This window comes from Erwinia artemisiae (genome assembly GCF_051400835.1).
Taxonomy (GTDB): domain Bacteria; phylum Pseudomonadota; class Gammaproteobacteria; order Enterobacterales; family Enterobacteriaceae; genus Erwinia; species Erwinia aeris.
On sequence record NZ_JBLFFM010000004.1, the window covers coordinates 351,587 to 369,068 of the forward strand.

12 protein-coding genes are annotated in these 17,482 nt (G+C 56.1%); 9 read left to right on the forward strand and 3 right to left on the reverse strand.

The features are described from left to right. Positions 1-42 precede the first annotated feature (42 nt). The 3 genes from sbcB to ACMGEE_RS12100 all read right to left on the reverse strand — a co-directional run bounded on the left by sbcB (position 43) and on the right by ACMGEE_RS12100 (position 4,226). Positions 43-1,470: an exodeoxyribonuclease I gene (gene sbcB, locus ACMGEE_RS12090; protein ID WP_253460158.1), complete on the reverse strand. Its 1,428-nt coding sequence runs from the start codon at positions 1,468-1,470 to the stop codon at positions 43-45. Positions 1,471-1,841: 371 nt separating this feature from the next. Further along, positions 1,842-2,918: a hypothetical protein gene (locus ACMGEE_RS12095; RefSeq protein ID WP_436830094.1), complete on the reverse strand. Its 1,077-nt coding sequence runs from the start codon at positions 2,916-2,918 to the stop codon at positions 1,842-1,844. A gap of 30 nt (positions 2,919-2,948) precedes the next feature. Next, positions 2,949-4,226 carry a glycosyltransferase gene (locus ACMGEE_RS12100; protein ID WP_436830095.1) on the reverse strand — a complete coding sequence of 426 codons (1,278 nt, stop codon included), beginning with the start codon at positions 4,224-4,226 and terminating at the stop codon, positions 2,949-2,951. Between the two features lie 519 nt (positions 4,227-4,745). On the opposite strand from ACMGEE_RS12100, the gene dacD reads away from it, so the two are divergent. From dacD to entS, 9 genes are all read left to right on the forward strand, one after another. Then, complete coding sequence (gene dacD, locus ACMGEE_RS12105; RefSeq protein WP_436830096.1) at positions 4,746-5,915, forward strand: serine-type D-Ala-D-Ala carboxypeptidase DacD; 1,170 nt, start codon at positions 4,746-4,748, stop codon at positions 5,913-5,915. A 155-nt stretch (positions 5,916-6,070) separates the two neighbouring features. Continuing rightward, a complete protein-coding gene (locus ACMGEE_RS12110; RefSeq protein ID WP_370734462.1) occupies positions 6,071-7,129 on the forward strand; it encodes an FUSC family protein in 1,059 nt (352 codons plus the stop codon). Positions 7,130-7,282: 153 nt separating this feature from the next. Continuing rightward, a complete protein-coding gene (locus ACMGEE_RS12115; RefSeq protein ID WP_253460215.1) occupies positions 7,283-7,603 on the forward strand; it encodes a DUF496 family protein in 321 nt (106 codons plus the stop codon). Between the two features lie 167 nt (positions 7,604-7,770). Next, positions 7,771-9,228 carry an EmmdR/YeeO family multidrug/toxin efflux MATE transporter gene (locus ACMGEE_RS12120; RefSeq protein WP_253460217.1) on the forward strand — a complete coding sequence of 486 codons (1,458 nt, stop codon included), beginning with the start codon at positions 7,771-7,773 and terminating at the stop codon, positions 9,226-9,228. A gap of 12 nt (positions 9,229-9,240) precedes the next feature. After that, positions 9,241-10,482: an MFS transporter gene (locus tag ACMGEE_RS12125; RefSeq protein WP_253460220.1), complete on the forward strand. Its 1,242-nt coding sequence runs from the start codon at positions 9,241-9,243 to the stop codon at positions 10,480-10,482. A 281-nt stretch (positions 10,483-10,763) separates the two neighbouring features. Beyond that, positions 10,764-12,008 (forward strand): enterochelin esterase, encoded by a 1,245-nt coding sequence (gene fes, locus ACMGEE_RS12130; RefSeq protein WP_436830097.1) that lies wholly within the window; start codon positions 10,764-10,766, stop codon positions 12,006-12,008. Then, the gene (locus ACMGEE_RS12135) at positions 11,995-12,204 is read left to right on the forward strand and encodes an MbtH family protein (RefSeq protein WP_125288080.1); all 210 of its coding nucleotides are present in this window, start codon (positions 11,995-11,997) and stop codon (positions 12,202-12,204) included. The genes fes and ACMGEE_RS12135 overlap by 14 nt, the downstream gene beginning before the upstream one ends. Before the next feature lie 8 nt (positions 12,205-12,212). Then, positions 12,213-16,136, forward strand: a complete 3,924-nt coding sequence (locus ACMGEE_RS12140) for an enterobactin synthase subunit F (RefSeq protein WP_436830158.1) — start codon at positions 12,213-12,215, stop codon at positions 16,134-16,136. Then, positions 16,133-17,389, forward strand: a complete 1,257-nt coding sequence (gene entS / locus ACMGEE_RS12145) for an enterobactin transporter EntS (RefSeq protein ID WP_253460226.1) — start codon at positions 16,133-16,135, stop codon at positions 17,387-17,389. Before ACMGEE_RS12140 ends, entS begins: the two co-directional genes overlap by 4 nt. The last annotated feature ends 93 nt before the right edge of the window (positions 17,390-17,482 follow it).

Sequence of the window (17,482 nt, forward strand, 5' to 3'; positions counted from 1 at the left end):
GAACCGCGCCCTTTTTAATTGCCGCTGCCCGTAGCCGAAAAATCAGGAAACCAGTTCGCGAGCGTAATCAAACAGCGCTTTCAGCTGCGTCATCTTCGCCTTATCGCCGTCGTACTGATTAAACAGCATCTCCAGCTCCTGCACATAGTTCTGCACGCGTTCCGGGCTGAGCGCCTCACGGCGATGCTGCAACCAGCGCTTTTGCTCGGCCTCATCCAGCGTGCCGGGGAAGTTGCGCGCCCGAAAGCGGAACAGCAGCTTCTCAATACGCTTATCGTTAAAGGTCAGATCCAGCGCGGGCAGGTTTTCCGGCGTCGTTTGCCGGATAATATTCATGGCGCTGCGATCGGCGTCGCTGAAAAAGCCGTCGTAGAGCTGGGCGTCCACATCGTCAGAAGCCACAAACGGCTCCGCTTCTGCATAGAGCGCCACCACTTTTTCACGCGCCTCCGGGTGCTGACGCAGCAGCGCCAGATTATCCAGGCAGCGCTGACGATCGATCCCCAGACGCTCCGCATCTTCCGGGCGTAACGTATTGGCCGGTGCGACGACCGGACATTTATTGATATGCACCAGCTTGATCGGTACGGGGGCGGCATCGCCCAAATCTTCCCGGCGCGTGTAGAGTCTCTCACGCAGCGCATCGGCATCCAGCGCCAGGAGCGGAGAAATATCCTGGGCCAGATCGCAGGTAATCAGCGCGTTTTTATTGGTGGGATGCCAGGCGAGCGGGGCGATCCAGCTGGTATTGCCGCGCTGGGCGCCAAACATGCCGGAGATGTGCATCAGCGGCTTCATCTGCGGAATATCGATAAGCGTCATAATTTTCTGCTTGTTGCGATGGCTGAACAGAAAATCATACAGGCGCGGCTGCTTCTCTTTTACCAGCTTTGCCATAGCGATGGTTGCGTAAACATCGGACATCGCATCGTGCGCGTTTTCGTGCGCCACGCCGTTGGCTTTGGTCAGATGTTCCAGGCGAAAGCTGGGAAAGCCGTCGTCATTTTCCGGCCACTCGATACCTTCCGGCCTCAGCGCGTAGCAGGCGCGCATCACGTCCAGCAAATCCCAGCGGCTGTTGCCGTTCTGCCAGCTCCAGCCGTAAGGATCGTAAAAGTTGCGGTAGAGCAGATTGCGCGTGACCTCGTCGTCGAAACGGATATTGTTATAGCCGACGATGCAGGTATTGGGCTCGCTAAACAGCTGGTGAATACGCTGGGTGAAAGCGGCCTCGTTCATGCCTTTGGCTTTCGCCAGCTGCGGCGTAATGCCGGTGATCATCACGGCTTCCGGCTGCGGCAGATAGTCGTCTGCAGGCTGGCAGTAGAACACTTCCGGTTCGCCAATAATGTTAAAATCCATATCGGTGCGGATGCCGGCAAACTGCGCAGGGCGGTCCAGCGATGGGCTTTTCCCGAAAGTTTCGTAGTCGTGGAAAAGGAACGTAGGTTGATTGCTTTCGTTTTTCACTGTTTATCTCGGTTCACTTCTGTTTGTTGATGTGCTGAAAGCGCAAGGCTTTAGTGCTCCATTATGGTCTGATTTGCTCGCGGGCGCAGTTGCCAGCCTGACAGCTATCAATCGTTTACCAATCGTGCAACCTCACTCAATCAAGGTACGAACGCATCGATATAACAACGTGGCTAAATTCAATCTTACATGGTAAACCATAATCAGGCAGTCCTGAAGCGACGAATGCAAACAGATACGATCAAAACAGACTGTTAAAAATAAATATATGAAAATTAACTTATCAAGGAAAAATTTGCAATATCATTATTTTCATAGCAAAGAGTTATTGTGGTAAAAACTCTTTGCTTGTTCTACAGAGAGATTTAATTTTATAAAAGGAGGTTGCAGTAGCCCGGATTTATAACCGTGTTTGGGCTGGCAGGCTGACTTAAAAATTTGTCAAACCTCTCAGGGTTATAGTCCTGCAAAAATCCTGTCTTTAAAATTTTGGGTTTCGAAGTTAACTGGTCGTCACTGCTAAAATAATGAAATTCATTTAATGAATTGATGATATTATGAGTGCCTTCACAGGTGAAAATATTTACTCCCTTTTTATAAATCTCATAGTTAAGCAGACAGGTTGAAAGGGTAGATATTCCGTATTCGCAATAGGGGATAAGATCATCTGTGCAGTCCAGACCATGAAAATAGATATCTTCCTTAATGCCATATATATGAATGTTTTCCGGGAGATGCTCACGTAAAGCAGAAGTATAAGTGTCAGCATTTAATTCTGCAGGATGCGGAGACCAGATAAACATATGATTAGAATTTTTCTTAGCAAAGGAAAATACAGAGCTATAAAATTTACGCTTATCTTCTAATGAGTACAAATACCAGTTTGTATTACTGCTAATTAATGTAAAAGAGGGTAGTATACGTTTTTTAAATAGATTTTTCTTCATCGTTGGAGGATAACCAATTCCGTCCTCGCCATACCATTTTACGCGGTTTCTTGTTATGGGAGGAAGATTGATGCCTATACCATCGTAGTAAGATGTTATGTCTAAAGTGGCAGCGTCATCAATAAGATTATAGCCGGTTTGAAAAAGACCGTGCGGTACTTCATAAATTGCTATGTTGCTATCTATTGCTGTTCTGATTATTTTTTTATAAATTTCTGGCGCATTAATACTAATGTGGGGAATAAAGCAAACGAGTTTATTAAAAGCAGGAAGCATAGCAGAAACAGTTACAGCATTGTTTACCAATCTATATGAGTGGCTTTCTTCTGATGGAGTATTCTGATATCCATCATAGTAAATGAAAGATGTAAACCTGCTGTTTTCAGCCATGATCTTTGCCATGTTATAATGAGATGAATTGAGTGGCAAATATAATACATGATCTGTAGACTGACTTAGTGGGTCATATTCAGAAAAATTAGCTATAATGTTTCTTTTCATTTTAACTCCTTGCTTTTATACGACCTGTAGCTATAAAGAAAAATTCGCTAAGGCATTATGGTAAGCTTTCATACCGGTTTCAAAAGTTCTTTCCGGATTTGCTATTAAGTATGCAAGCCGATCGTACCATTCTTGTTCATTACTGCACAGCCAACCGTCGTTGTCATCCTCAATCGTGTTCACAAATTCAGTAGCTGTAGAAGCGATAACAGGGACTCCCTGAGAAGCGGCCTCAATAAATTTAATATTTGATTTAGCATTATTAAATTCACTGTTCTCTAATGGTACAAGCACAACGTGGTGCTCGCCAATAATATCCAGCATTTTTTGAAAGTGTTCATAACGGATATGTGTGGATGCAATGTTCAATGAACGAAAAAGCAATGACTGATCCTTTAATTGGCCCATGAAATTTATTTCAAATTTTCCTGGGTGTTTTTGCGCTAATTTTGTCAATACACCACTAATAATACTATAATCTTTAAGGTGTGTTGCAGTACCGGAAAGATATAAAATCTTTAGTTTTAATTCAGCTTTGATGTTAGCATTTTTATCGCTTCTTCTTGCATTATTAAAGTAACTTTTTGGTAGTTTATTTTTAATGATTGTGTATTTCTTTATGGAGGATTTGTATGTATCGGCAATCTTTTGCGTTGTACAGGTTAGCTCATCTGCTCTGATAAGTGCAGCAGAATTTAAAACTAAATCTGTGCGTAATGTATTGTAATTAGCTAAGCCTGAGCGAATTCCGCCTTTTTCATCTACATATTCGGGGAGCATAAGGTCATCAATATCAAATGTGATTTTGACATTTAAATAATAACAAAGCGTATACAGGTAAATGTTTTTTTCGCTATGGACTGGCCTGATAAAGACAACCTCACGAGCTGAGAAAATGGCTGCTACAAGATCCGTTATTTTTGAATGGTAGGGTACATTTAAAGATTCTGGCTCATTTACCATACGAAACAGGACGCGATAAAGGAATATACCGTTATCAGGCTGCATGTCTGAAATATAAACCTTTTTTCCTTCTGTCAATTGAGATGCCACATGTCTCTCTGAGATTTTGGGCGCATAGAAAACTCGCCCCTCTTTTTCACCATGGTTATAATAGTGATCTACAGCACAAGCGCCTGCTTCAAGAACATCAGGATAAGAAGAAAAGTACTTATCACTATCCAGTATGATTTCTTTTATTTTATAAAGTTCCAGGTCAGGGCGGAAAGCCTGAAGTGTGGACAGAAAGTTTTGTTCTATTATAACTTCATGTCGCTTTTTATTTAGCCATCTAAAGGTAGGTTTCATAAGGTACCTAGCTTTTTAGTTAATAAAGGAGGTTATTCTATCTCATTTTTTTTGATTACACAATGCAGGTCATTTAAACGTCTTCACCGTATATATAAAGGAGCAATGTTAGTTGTTTTATTAAGTAACGATCGATATTGCAACCTGTGTTTTCTAAATTTCTCTTTAGTTTTTTCACATGAAAATAATAATGGTTGTAATAAATAAATTTATTGAAATTAATTGAGAGGAATATGCCTGCTTACGCCTGCGGATTAGTAGAGCCCAGGGCGTTAATTTCAATTAAACACATTTTAGTGCGTGGGTATTATTCACTCTTGTAAATATCATTTCAGGTAATAATAAAAATGTATCATGTTTAGGGGCAATAACCATCCTGATTTAATTTTAGTAATGATGGAAAATTCACCAGAATGGCATGGTGAAATGAATTAATATTTTCTTGCACTTTTTTAATACGTTACGACGGCGGATCCCGTACAACAGGCTGTTTTTTTCCAGTCTATTGAGGATTTACCGTTGAAGAAGCGTCAGCTTGCAAGTATCAGCCTGGTTCTGGCCGTGGTCGCCGTAGCCCATGCTGAAGATAACCCCTTAGCTTTTCCCCTGACCGCGCCCGCTATCGACGCCGCTTCCTGGGTGCTGATGGACGCCACGACCGGTCAGGTGCTGACGCAGGGCAATGCCGACGAACGCCGTAATCCGGCCAGCCTGACCAAGCTGATGACGGGCTACGTGGTGGATCGTGCTATCGACAGCAAACGCATCAGCCGCGACGACATGGTCACCGTGGGTAAAGATGCCTGGGCCGCCGGTAATCCCGTGTTTAAAGGGTCTTCGCTGATGTTTCTTAAGCCCGGCGAGAAAGTCTCGGTACGCGATCTGAGCCGCGGCGTCATCATTGATTCCGGTAACGACGCCTGCGTGGCGCTGGCGGATTATGTGGCGGGCAGCCAGGCCGCTTTTGTCGGGCAGATGAACCAGTATGTGGTTAAGCTTGGCCTTAAAAACACCCATTTTGAAACGGTCCACGGCCTGGATGCGCCGGGACAGTACACCACGGCTGGCGATCTGGCTAAGCTGTCACGCGCCATTATCTCCGGCGAGCCGGATTTTTATCAGATGTACAGTGAGAAATCGCTGACGTGGAACGGTATTACCCAGCAGAATCGTAACGGTTTGTTATGGGATAAAACGCTGCACGTCGACGGCCTGAAGACCGGCCACACCGAAAGCGCGGGTTTCAATATCATTGCCTCCAGCGTGGACGGCCAGCGCCGACTGATCGCCGTGATCATGGGCGGTAAAAGCCCTAAAGGGCGCGAAGAGCAGGCGCGCAAGCTGCTGATCTGGGGACAGAACAATTTTGATACCGTGCAGCTGTTCCATGCTGGTAAAGAGATCGGCCATGAGAATGTCTGGTACGGCAATCCGCATCAGATAGCCGTAGGCAGCGATAAAGATGTTTATCTCTCCTTGCCTCGTGAAGACGTCAAAAAAATCAAGGCCAGGTACGTCATTGACCGCAAGGATCTTGAGGCGCCGCTGAAGCTGCATGAGCAGGTCGGGACTATCCAGCTGGTGGATGGCGACAAAGAGCTGGCCTCTTACCCGTTGGTTACGCTGAAACCGGTGGAAAAAGCGGGCGTGATTACCCGCATTACCGACTACATCAAACGCAAGCTGTAACCCCTGATGGCGATCCGCAACGGGTCGCCATTTTGCCTGTTTGTTGAGCTGCTGTTGCACCACTGTTATCGTGAGACGGCAATACGCAAAAAAGCGGGCGAAGCCCCGCAGGGCAGGGTATGATGCCGGAAAATAGCCCGCCCCTGGAGAAAGTTTTGCGTCCCGACAAGCCGCTATCGGCCTTTGAATTCACCCTCTATCGTAACTATCGCACGGTGCACGGCATTCGCATCGCGCTGGCGTTCGTGCTGACGTTTCTGCTGATCCGCCTGTTCTCTATCCCGGAAGGCAGCTGGCCGCTGATTACGCTGGTGGTGGTGATGGGGCCGATTTCCTCCTGGGGTAACGTCTTTCCGCGTGCGATCCAGCGCATCGGCGGTACGATATTCGGCTCGGTTTCGGGGCTGATTGCGCTCTGGCTGGAGCTGTGGTCGCTGCCGGTAATGCTGGCCTGGTGCACGCTGGTGATGTTTTTATGCGGTTTTCTGACGCTGGGCAAGCACCCTTATATGGCGCTGCTGATCGGCATTACGCTGGCGGTGATCTGCGGCGGCGCGCCGGGCGATATGACCATGGCGCTGTGGCGAGGCGGCGACGTGATCCTGGGTTCGGTGCTGGCGCTGTTTTTTACCAGCATTTATCCGCAAAAGGCCTATACCCACTGGCGCATCAAGCTTTCCGATTCCCTGCTGGAAACCGCTAAAATTTACCATGCCGGCTGTTCACCTAACCTGGTGGACAAGCCTCGGCTGACGCGCCCCCTGCAGCGGCTGCTGACCGGCGTGGTGAAAATGCGGTCGCTGATCGATCCCGCCAGCAAGGAAACGCGTATTCCGCGTTCGGTTTTTGAAGGTATTCAGACGCTGAACCGCAATATGGTCTGCACGCTGGAGCTGCAGCTGAACGCCTGGTGGTCCTCTCGCGAAAGCCACCTGATAATGCTGAACGCGCCTACGCTGAGGCGCACCCAGCAGATGACGGAAAATACGCTGCGCGCGCTGTCAAATGCGATAGTGGCGGGCAGCACGGACCAAATCTCCGCCAACAGCGCGGAGCTGGCGGAAATCACCCGCGAGCTGCGGCAGCTGATCAAAGCCTCCAACAGCGACGAGCTGGTGGAAACGCCGATCCACGGCTACGTCTGGCTGAGTCTGGAGATGGCCGCGCAGCTGGAAAGGCTGTCGGATCTGATGCGTCTGGTGCTGCGTAAATAAACGATTAATAACAACTTACTGCGAAAAGCGCCGGTTCGCGCTAAGATAACGCCAGTCCGACTCTACAACTAATCGCCTCGACAGCGGTTCGCCGCTACGCTGAGCGCAATGATAATAATGCCTGCCTTGCAGGCCTGAACAGAAGGTGTTTCCATGGAAAATGCAAAGCAATCCTTTCAGGACGTACTGGAGTTTGTGCGGATGTTCCGTCGTAAGAACAAGCTGCAGCGTGAAATCCACGATATTGAAAAGAAAATCCGCGACAACCAGAAACGCGTGCTGCTGCTGGATAACCTGAGTGAATATATCAAGCCCGGCATGAGCGTCGAAGCCATTCAGGAAATTATCAGCAGCATGCGCAGCGATTACGAAGATCGCGTTGACGATTACATCATCAAAAACGCCGATCTTTCCAAAGAGCGTCGTGAGCTTTCCAAAAGGCTCAAGGCGCTGGGCGAGCCTAAAGCGCAGTAGCCAGGGCTGGAGAACCAAAAAAGGCGATCGACGATCGCCTTTTTCGATCGTACAGGGCACGGCGCTATCCGCAGGGGAAAATCACTTTTCTCCGGAAAAGACTTTGCATATCAGAGCGCCTTTTACCATCATCAGTAGAGTCTTCTCCATTTCTGGCAGGCAGCACTTTGCAAATATTCCGTATTTCTCCGTTAGAGGCCATCAGGCGTACGCCCTGGTATCCTAAAAGACGTTCTTATCGGGTTCTGTTCTGGCGAGAAATCACGCCGCTGGCGGTACCGATCTTTTTTGAGAACCTTTGCGTGCTGTTGATGGGCGTGCTGAGCACTTTCCTGGTGAGCTGGCTGGGCAAGGAGGCGATGGCGGGCGTCGGGCTGGCCGACAGTTTTAATATGGTCATCATCGCTTTTTTCGCCGCTATCGATCTGGGTACCACGGTGGTGGTCGCCTTCAGCCTGGGCAAGCTTAACCGCGAACGGGCCCAGGCGGCCGCCCGCCAGTCGCTGGTGCTGATGACTATTTTCGCCGTGCTGCTGGCAATAGGCATTGAGTTTTACGGCGAGTGGATCATCAATCTTATCGCCGGTAACGCAGAACCGCGTGTAAAAGAGATGGCGCTGATCTATCTCAATATCACCGCCTGGAGCTATCCGGCCGCCGCGATTGCGCTGATTGGCTGCGGCGCGCTGCGTGGCGCGGGCAATACCAAGATCCCCATGCTGATTAACGGCGGCATGAATATCCTGAATATTATTTTCAGTACGGTGCTGATCTACGGCTGTTTCTCCTGGAAAGGGATGGGCTTTGTCGGTGCCGGACTGGGGCTGACTATCGCCCGCTATATCGGCGCGGCGGCGGTAATTTATGTGCTGGCTATCGGCTTCAATCCGCGCCTGAAAATCACGCTGAAAAGCTATTTCACCCGGCTCAACACCAATATCCTGATGGAGGTGCTGAGCATCGGCGTGCCCGCCAGTATTGAATCGGTGCTGTTCAACGGCGGCAAGCTGCTGACGCAGGTTTTTGTCGCGGGAATGGGCACCGACGTGATCGCCGGTAACTTTATCGCCTTTTCCATTGCCTCGATGATCAACCTGCCGGGCAACTCCCTTGGCTCCGCCTCAACCATTATTGTCGGCACCCGCCTGGGCAAAGGACAGCTGAAGCAGCCGGAAAGGCAGCTGCGGCATATTTTTTGGCTTTCAACCATCGGGCTGTGCGCGCTGGCGGCGTTGACGGTGCCTTTTGCGGGCATTCTGGCTTCGTTTTATACCCGCGACGAGGAGGTTATCCACGTGGTCAAAATCCTGATCTGGCTGAACGCGCTGTTTATGCCGTTCTGGGCCGCATCCTGGGTTTTACCGGCGGGGCTGAAGGGCGCGCGCGACGCCAGGTTTACCATGTGGGTTTCGCTGTTGGGCATGTGGGGATGCCGCATTGTGGCGGGCTACGGACTGGGCGTGGTACTCGGCTTTGGCGTGGTGGGGATCTGGCTGGGCATGTTTCTGGACTGGATTGTCCGTGGTATCTTCTTCTACCGCCGCATGACCAGCGGACGCTGGCTGTGGAAATATGCGCCCCGGCAGGAGCCGGCCGCTCAGGATTTGGCGCTGTCAAAAAAATAACCGGAAATCACCATGCAATCGCCTACTTCCGCCGGGTCGGAATCGCTGTTTCACCATCGCTCTTTTGTCGCTTTCTGGCTGGCCCGCACCAGCTCCAGTTTCGGTTTTCAGATGCTCTCTATCGCGGTCGGCTGGCAGATTTATGCGCTTACCGGCCGCGCCTTCGATTTAGGCTTAATCGGGCTGGCGCAGTTTCTGCCGGCGGTGGTGCTGGCCTTGCCGGCAGGGCACGTTGCCGATCAGTTTGACCGTCGTCGCGTCGTATTACTGGGGCAGTTTACCGAACTGCTGGCGATTGCCGCGCTGGCGGTGCTGACGCTGATGCACCTGACCAACGAGCTGGTGATCCTGGCGCTGATTTTCGTGCTTTCCATCGCCAAAACGTTAGAGGCGCCGTCGCTGCAGTCCATGCTGCCCGCGCTGGTGCCGCCCTCAATACTGGCGCGGGCGACGGCCGCCAACGCCGCATCGATGCAAACGGCTTCCATGCTTGGCCCGGCGCTCGGCGGCTTTTTATACGTTGCCGGGCCGCAGGCGGTCTATATCACCACTGGCGTACTCTATCTTATCTCCGTCGTGATGGTCAGCCGCCTGCGCTACGACCATGCGCCGCCGCCGCGCACGCCCGCCACCTTCGCCAGCGTCTTTGCCGGGGTGAAATTTATCCGTAACCGGCCGGACGTGCTGGGCGTCATTTCGCTGGATCTGTTTGCGGTACTGCTGGGCGGGGCGACGGCGCTGCTGCCCATTTTCGCCAAAGATATTCTGCATACCGGGCCGTGGGGGCTGGGCCTGCTGCGCGGCGCGCCAGCGGTTGGCGGCCTGCTGGTCGGCTTCTGGCTCAGCCGTCGTTCGCTGGAGCGCAACGTCGGTAAAATCATGTTTGCCTCCGTAGCCGGTTTCGGCGTGGCGACGCTGGTGTTTGCGCTCTCTGAAGAGCTGTGGCTGTCGCTGCTGGCGCTGTTTGCGCTGGGCGGGTTCGATATGGTCAGTATGGTGATCCGCGGCTCGCTGGTGCAGCTGGATACGCCGGATGAGATGCGCGGACGCGTCAGCGCGGTTAACTCTATTTTTATTAATACCTCTAATCAGCTTGGTGAATTTGAGTCGGGGATGCTGGCAGCCTGGCTGGGCGCGGCGCCGGCGGCGGCAGTCGGCGGTATTGGCACGCTGATCGTGGTCGGCCTGTGGATGGCCTGGTTCCCGAGCCTTCGCAAGCGCCAGCGGCTGCACGATCCCGTTTCTTCTTCCTGATCCCACCCTTAATAAGCGCCGTTAATGATTAACGGCGCCGTTACCGCTTTTCTCCCCCTCGTTTTTTTCGCCAGGCTGGCCGCGCCGATAGGTTATCGACAGCCTGTTTTTTCCGTGGTCGCTTCCTTTTTTCCTTATCTTTTCTGCGGGTTAAGACCAAGCGGTACGTCTCGACGGTCTGAAAAACGTGATGATTTCTTATTGCAAATGAAAACCATTATCAATAAAATCGACGCCTTGCAGTTCCTGTTTTCATGGCACTAATGATGGAAGATGATGATATGACAGGCGGTTGGGATAGCGACGCGCAGGCGAGCTGGCAGCACAAGCTGAGCCTGGGGTCGCCAGCGGTCGTGACGGAAGGTGACATCTGCACCGTCACCTTTTACTGGCGGGATCCCGCCGGAACGGAACAGACTTCGCCGGTGCGCCGGGTATGGATTTATATCACCGGCGTCACCGATCATCACCAGCAGCGCGCGCCGCAAAGCCTGCAACGCATCAGCGGCACGGCTATCTGGCAGTGGCAGGTTCGGCTAAATGCGGGCTGGCGAGGCAGCTACTGCTTTATCCCTTCCGTAAACGAAAATGATTTTCCCCCCGAGGCGCTGCAAAGTCCGCCGGACCGCGCGGCGCTGCGCGAAGGCTGGCGCAGGCTGCTGCCGCAGGCGATAGCCGATCCGCTTAATCCCCATACCAGCTGGCGAGGCGGACGCGGCCATCCCGTCTCCGCGCTGCATCTGCCGCAGGCGCCTGTGCAGCCGGGTTGGACAGAGCGCGTTGAGTTCGCTGCGCCGTGCTGCCTGACGTGGGAAAGCAAAAGGCTGGGCAATCAGCGGCGGGTATGGCTTTTCACCACTGGCGAAAGCCAGCCGGAACAGCGCCCGCTGGCCGTGCTGCTGGATGGCCAGTTCTGGGCGGAGCAGATGCCGGTCTGGTCTGCACTGCAGGCGCAAACCGATCGCGGTCAGCTGCCACAGGCGGTTTATCTGCTGATTGATGCCATCGACACGCAGCATCGCGGCGAGGAGCTGACCTGCAATCCCGACTTCTGGCTGGCGGTCCAGGAAGAGCTGCTGCCGCTGCTTGCGCAGCACGCGCGCTGGCGCGACGATCCGGTGACCACCGTGGTGGCCGGACAGAGCTTCGGCGGTCTTTCCGCCCTCTATGCCGCGCTGCACTGGCCGCAGCGTTTCGGCTGCGCGCTCAGCCAGTCCGGCTCTTTCTGGTGGCCGCATCGCCAGCGCACCGGCGAGGACGGCTGGCTGACAGAGCAGCTGATGCAGGGCCGGCTCAGCGTTGCGCCGCTGCGCATTTATCTGGAAGCGGGCCTGCGCGAACCTGTCGTTTTGCAGGCTAACCAGCGCATTTATCCGCTGCTGCAACGGGCCTGCCCGACGCTGCACTATCGCCTTGTTGACGGCGGCCACGACGCGCTGTGCTGGCGAGGCGGCCTGATTAACGGGCTGACCACGCTGTGGCAGTCTGTCCCTGCTAAATCCGGAGTTTCCGATGGAACAGAGTAATCCTTTCGATCGCCCTGAGGGGCCGTTTTTCGTGCTGCAAAATCATCTGGGCTACAGCCTGTGGCCAGCCCACTGCGCCCGGCCCGCTGGCTGGCAGCCGGCGTATGGCCCGGCGACGCAGCACGAATGCAACGACTGGCTGGCGCGCTGGCAAACGCTGACCCCGGCCCATTTTGCGGCGGGAGTCACAGCGTGAAAAGTGAAATGAGCGAGGCGCTGATGCATAAAGTGCAGCAGCAAATGATGCCGCTGGTAGCGGCGCAGTCCGGTATCTGGATGGCGGAACAGCTTTCGTCACAGGTAAATGCCTGGAGCGTGGCGCACTATGTGGAGCTGAAGGGCGCTTTGAATGAGCCGCTGCTGCGCCAGGCCGTGGTGCGCGGGATGCAGGAGGCGGACACGCTGCGGATGCGCTTTACCGAAAGGGACGGCGTGCCGATGCAGTGGGTCGATGCCGACGCTGACTTTACCCTGCCGGAGTGCGTCGATCTGCGCCACGAGGCCGATCCCGCAGCGGCGGCGCTGGCGCGTATGCAGCAGGATCTGGATCAGGATTTGCGCATCAGCAGCGGCAGTCCGATCTACCGTCATATTCTTTTTCGCCTGAGCGAAAGCCGCTGGTACTGGTATCAGCGTTTTCATCATCTGGTGGTGGACGGCTTCAGCTTTACCGCCATCACTCGTCGCATTGCGGAGATTTATACTGCGCTTTGCACCGGCAGCGAGCCGAAGCCTTCGCCTTTCGTCCCTTTCAGCGACGTGGTGGAGGAGTACGATCGCTATAGCGCCTCCGCGACCCGCCAGCGCGATGCCGCCTTCTGGAAAGAGCAGGCGAGCCAGCTGCCGATGCCCGCCAGCCTGTCGCCGCTGCCGCTGAACGGACAAAGCGCCACCACGCATCTTATTCGTCAGCATTTGCAGCTGAGCCGCGAAGATTTCCGCGAGCTGCGGGCGCAAAGCCAGCTCAGCGCGTCGGAACTGGCGCTGGCGCTGGTTGCGGTGTGGCTGGGCCGCCTCAGCGCGCGGGCGGAATACAGCGCGGGCTTTATCTTTATGCGCCGCCTGGGATCGGCCGCGCTGAGCGCCACCGGGCCGGTGCTCAACGTGCTGCCGATGGCGATACGGCTCGATCCTCAGGCCACGTTGCCACAGCTGGCGGAGGCGCTGCAGCAGCAGTTAAAAAAAGCGCGTCGCCATCAGCGCTACGACGCGGAGCAAATCCAAAGGGATATCGGCCAGCTGAGCGAGCCGCTGTTCGGCCCGGTCATTAACCTGAAAATGTTTGACTACCGGCTGGATTTTGCCGGTATCGAAGGCGTGACCCACCAGCGGGCTTCCGGCCCGGTACGCGATCTGGAAATCGCGCTCTACCCGGACGAAGAGGGCAACTTCTCGCTGGAAATCCTGGCGAACGCGGAGCGCTATCAGGCGGAAACGCTGCGTGAGCATCTTGCCCGCCTGCCGCTGCTGCTTAGCCAGTTCGCGGGCCATCCGACGCTGTCCTGCGCGCAGGCGACGCTGCTGCACCCGCGTGAGGAAAAGCGGCTGCGGCAGATTAACGATACGGCGATCGAGGTGCCGCAAACCACGCTGAGCAGCCTGATTATGGCGCAGGCGCAGCGCACCCCGGACGCGGACGCGCTGGCGGATGACCAGCATAGTTTTACCTACCGCGAGATGCGTCAGCAGGTAACGGCGCTGGCTCAGGCGCTACAAAAGCGAGGCGTGCAGGCGGGCGACATCGTGGCCGTGGCGCTGCCGCGTTCGGTATTTTTGTCGCTTGCCCTACAGGCCATTGTGGAGCTGGGCGCCGCCTGGCTGCCGCTGGATACCGGCTATCCGACCGATCGGCTGAGCATGATGCTGGAAGATGCTAACCCGCGTCTGTTAATCACCACCGAAGAACAGCTGGGCCGCTTTGCGCAGCTCGAAAATCTGCAAAGCTTCTGCTACCACCAGCCGCTGCCGACAGTGGATCTTGCGCCTGCTCAGGATCTGTCACTCCCGCACCATACCGCCTATGTGATTTATACCTCCGGCTCAACCGGACGGCCAAAAGGCGTCATGGTCGGCCAGCAGGCGATCGTAAACCGCCTGCTGTGGATGCAGGACCACTATCGATTGACTACCGACGATGTAGTGCTGCAAAAGACGCCGTGCAGTTTTGACGTCTCGGTCTGGGAATTTTTCTGGCCGTTTCTGACCGGCGCGCAGCTGGTGATGGCGCCGCCGGAAGCGCATCGCGATCCGCAGGCGCTCCAGGCGCTGCTCAGCCGTTACGGTGTCACAACTACGCACTTCGTTCCTTCCATGCTGGCGGCGTTTGTCACCGCGTTAACCGATGACGAGGCCGTGGCCCACTGTGCTTCTTTACGGCGGGTATTCTGTAGCGGCGAGGCGCTGCCGACCGATCTCTGTCGCCAGTGGCAGGACAAAACGGCCGTGCCGCTGCACAATCTTTATGGCCCGACCGAAGCGGCGGTGGATGTGAGCTGGTATCCGGCCTACGGCGAAGCGTTGGCCAACGTAACGGGCGCAAGCGTGCCGATTGGCTATCCGGTCTGGAACACCGGGCTGCGCATCCTGGATGGCAATATGCAGCCGGTGCCGCCGGGCATTGCGGGCGATCTCTATCTGACCGGCGTGCAGCTGGCGCAGGGCTATCTGGCGCGAGCCGATTTGACCGCCAGCCGTTTTATTGCCGATCCGGAAGGCGAGGGCGCAAGAATGTACCGCACCGGCGACGTGGCGCGCTGGCTGGAGAACGGCGCGGTGGAATATCTGGGCCGCAGCGACGATCAGCTTAAGATCCGTGGGCAGAGGATCGAGCTGGGCGAGATCGATCAGGCGCTGCTGTCGCTGGATAATGTGGCGCAGGCGGTTACCCATGCCTGCGTGCTCGGCAACGCCAGCGCGGGCGGCGGCGATCAACGGCAGCTGGTGGGCTACGTGGTAGCCGCGTCCGGCGAACTGGATACGGCCGCGCTACGCGAGCAGCTTAGCGATCGCCTGCCCGCGCACATGGTGCCGGTGGTGCTGGTGCAGCTGGCGGCTTTCCCGCTAAGCGCCAACGGCAAGCTGGATCGCAAGGCGCTGCCGCTGCCACAGCTGGCCCACGCCGCAGGTCGCGCGCCGGCAGAGGGTGTGGAAACCGTGGTGGCCGAAGCCTTTGCCCGCCTGCTGGACTGCGAGATCCGCTCGGTTAATGATGACTTCTTTGCCCTCGGTGGCCATTCGCTGCTGGCGATGCGGCTGGCGGTCGATCTGCGTCGCCGTCTCGACAGACCGGTGACGCCGGGGCTGATTATGGTGGCGTCCACCGTCGGCGCGCTGGCGGAAAAGCTGACGCGGCAGAGCGAAGAAGAGGCGAGCCGCGCGGGCATGGAAACCATCCTGCCGCTGCGGCGTTCGCACGGCCCCACGCTGTTTTGCTTCCATCCGGCCTCCGGCTTCGCCTGGCAATTCAGCATTCTGCAACGCTATCTGGACGCGCGCTGGTCGCTGATCGGCATTCAGTCGCCGCGCCCGCACGGGCCAATGCGGCAGGCGGAAAATCTTGATGAGCTTTGCGAGCGGCATCTGGCCACGCTGCGCGAGCAGCAGCCGCACGGCCCTTACTATCTGCTGGGCTATTCGCTGGGCGGCACGCTGGCGCACGCTATCGCGGCGCGCCTGCAGGCGCAGGGCGAAAAAGTCGCCTTCCTGGGGCTGCTGGATACCTGGCCGCCGGAAACGCAAAACTGGTCACAGAATAACCAGCTGGATGCCGAAGTGCTGGCGGAAATCGACCGCGAGCGTGAAGCCTTTATGGCCGCCCAGGCGTCGCTGCGCGAGTCGCTGGCGGCCTCGGCCAGCCAGGCGCTGTTTGGCGCTATCGAAGGCAACTACGGCGATGCGGTCAGGCTGCTGGCGACCGCGAAAAGCCGCCGCTTCGTCGGGGAAGCCACGCTGTTCGTCGCGCAGAAAACGCTGAAGCCGGGGCAGGATGCGCACACCGCGTGGGCGCCATGGCTCGACGCGCTGCAAACCTTCCCGGTGGAATGCGCGCATGTGGATATTATTTCGGCAGAGGCGTTTACCCATATCGGCCCACGCCTTAACCAACTGCTGGATCAGGCAACACAATGAAAAAACAGACCTTTATGCTCAGCCTCAGCCTGCTGAAGACGCACCCTGATTTTCGGGCGGTGTTTATCGCCCGCTTTATCTCTATCCTGGCGCTGGGCCTGCTTGGCGTCGGCGTGCCGGTGCAGATCCAGCAGCTGACCGGTTCTGCCTGGCAGGTAAGCCTGGCGGTCACGCTGACCGGCGCGGCCCTGTTTACCGGTTTGATGCTGGGCGGCGTGCTGGCGGATCGCCACGAGCGTCGGCGGCTGATCCTGTTCGCGCGATCGACCTGCGGGCTGGGCTTTATCGGCCTGTGCGTCAATGCCGCCATGCCGTCCCCGTCGCTGACCGCCATCTACCTGCTGGGCATCTGGGACGGCTTTTTCGGCGCCATCGGCGTGACGGCGCTGCTTGCCGCCACGCCCGCGCTGGTGGGCCGTGAAAACCTGATGCAGGCCGGGGCGATCACCATGCTCACGGTCAGGCTGGGTGCGGTGATCTCGCCGATGGTGGGCGGCGTGCTGCTCGCGGCGGGCGGCGTATTCTGGAACTTCGCGCTGGCGGCGGCGGGCACCTTTATTACGCTGATCCCGCTGCTGCGTCTGCCGTCGTTGCCGCCGCCGCCGCAGTCGCACGCCAGGCCGCTACGGTCGCTGGCGGAAGGCTTTACCTTTCTGCTCGGCCATCGTCTGATCGGCGGCGTGGCGCTGGTGGGCGCGCTGCTGACCATGGCGACGGCGGTACGCGTGCTTTATCCGGCGCTGGCTATTCGCTGGGAGCTGAGCGCGCAGCAGATCGGCTTTCTCTATGCTGCCGTACCGCTCGGCGCGGCCGCAGGCGCGCTGACCAGCGGCAATCTGGCACAGCATCCGCGTCCGGGCAAGGTGATGCTTTTCACCGCCGTCGCCGCTTTCGTCGCGGTAGGGCTGTGCGGCCTGATGCCTTACTGGGAGGCGGGCGCGCTCTGTCTGATGCTGTTCGGCTACCTGAGCGCCCTGAGCGCGCTGCTGCAATACACGCTGATCCAGACGCTGACGCCGGACGCAATGCTGGGCCGTATCAACGGCCTGTGGACGGCGCAAAACGTGATGGGTGACTCGCTGGGCGCGCTGCTGCTGGGCGCGATGACCACGGTGATGCTGCCCGCCACCGCCGCCAGCAGCAGCGGCCTGGGGCTGGCCATCGTCAGCCTGGTGCTGGCCGCCGCCTTCGGTTCGCTCCGACGCTATCGCCAGCCCGCGCCCGCTTCGCCGGGAGAAAGCGTAACTGAATAACATCGGGTTTTAGTCCTTCCTTGCCTGCCCTGGCGGCAGGTAATGCTGCCAAATGATGCTAATAACGGCGCAAACGTTGCGCCCGGTCGCGGC

Bases quoted from the DNA above. Each gene is read 5' to 3' on its own strand.
- ACMGEE_RS12095 (WP_436830094.1), bottom strand. From the start codon at position 2,918: ATGAAAAGAAACATTATAGCTAATTTTTCTGAATATGACCCACTAAGT.
- ACMGEE_RS12100 (WP_436830095.1), bottom strand. From the start codon at position 4,226: ATGAAACCTACCTTTAGATGGCTAAATAAAAAGCGACATGAAGTTATA.
- ACMGEE_RS12115 (WP_253460215.1), top strand. From the start codon at position 7,283: ATGGAAAATGCAAAGCAATCCTTTCAGGACGTACTGGAGTTTGTGCGG.
- ACMGEE_RS12125 (WP_253460220.1), top strand. From the start codon at position 9,241: ATGCAATCGCCTACTTCCGCCGGGTCGGAATCGCTGTTTCACCATCGC.
- fes (WP_436830097.1), top strand. From the start codon at position 10,764: ATGACAGGCGGTTGGGATAGCGACGCGCAGGCGAGCTGGCAGCACAAG.
- ACMGEE_RS12135 (WP_125288080.1), top strand. From the start codon at position 11,995: ATGGAACAGAGTAATCCTTTCGATCGCCCTGAGGGGCCGTTTTTCGTG.
- ACMGEE_RS12140 (WP_436830158.1), top strand. From the start codon at position 12,213: ATGAGCGAGGCGCTGATGCATAAAGTGCAGCAGCAAATGATGCCGCTG.
- entS (WP_253460226.1), top strand. From the start codon at position 16,133: ATGAAAAAACAGACCTTTATGCTCAGCCTCAGCCTGCTGAAGACGCAC.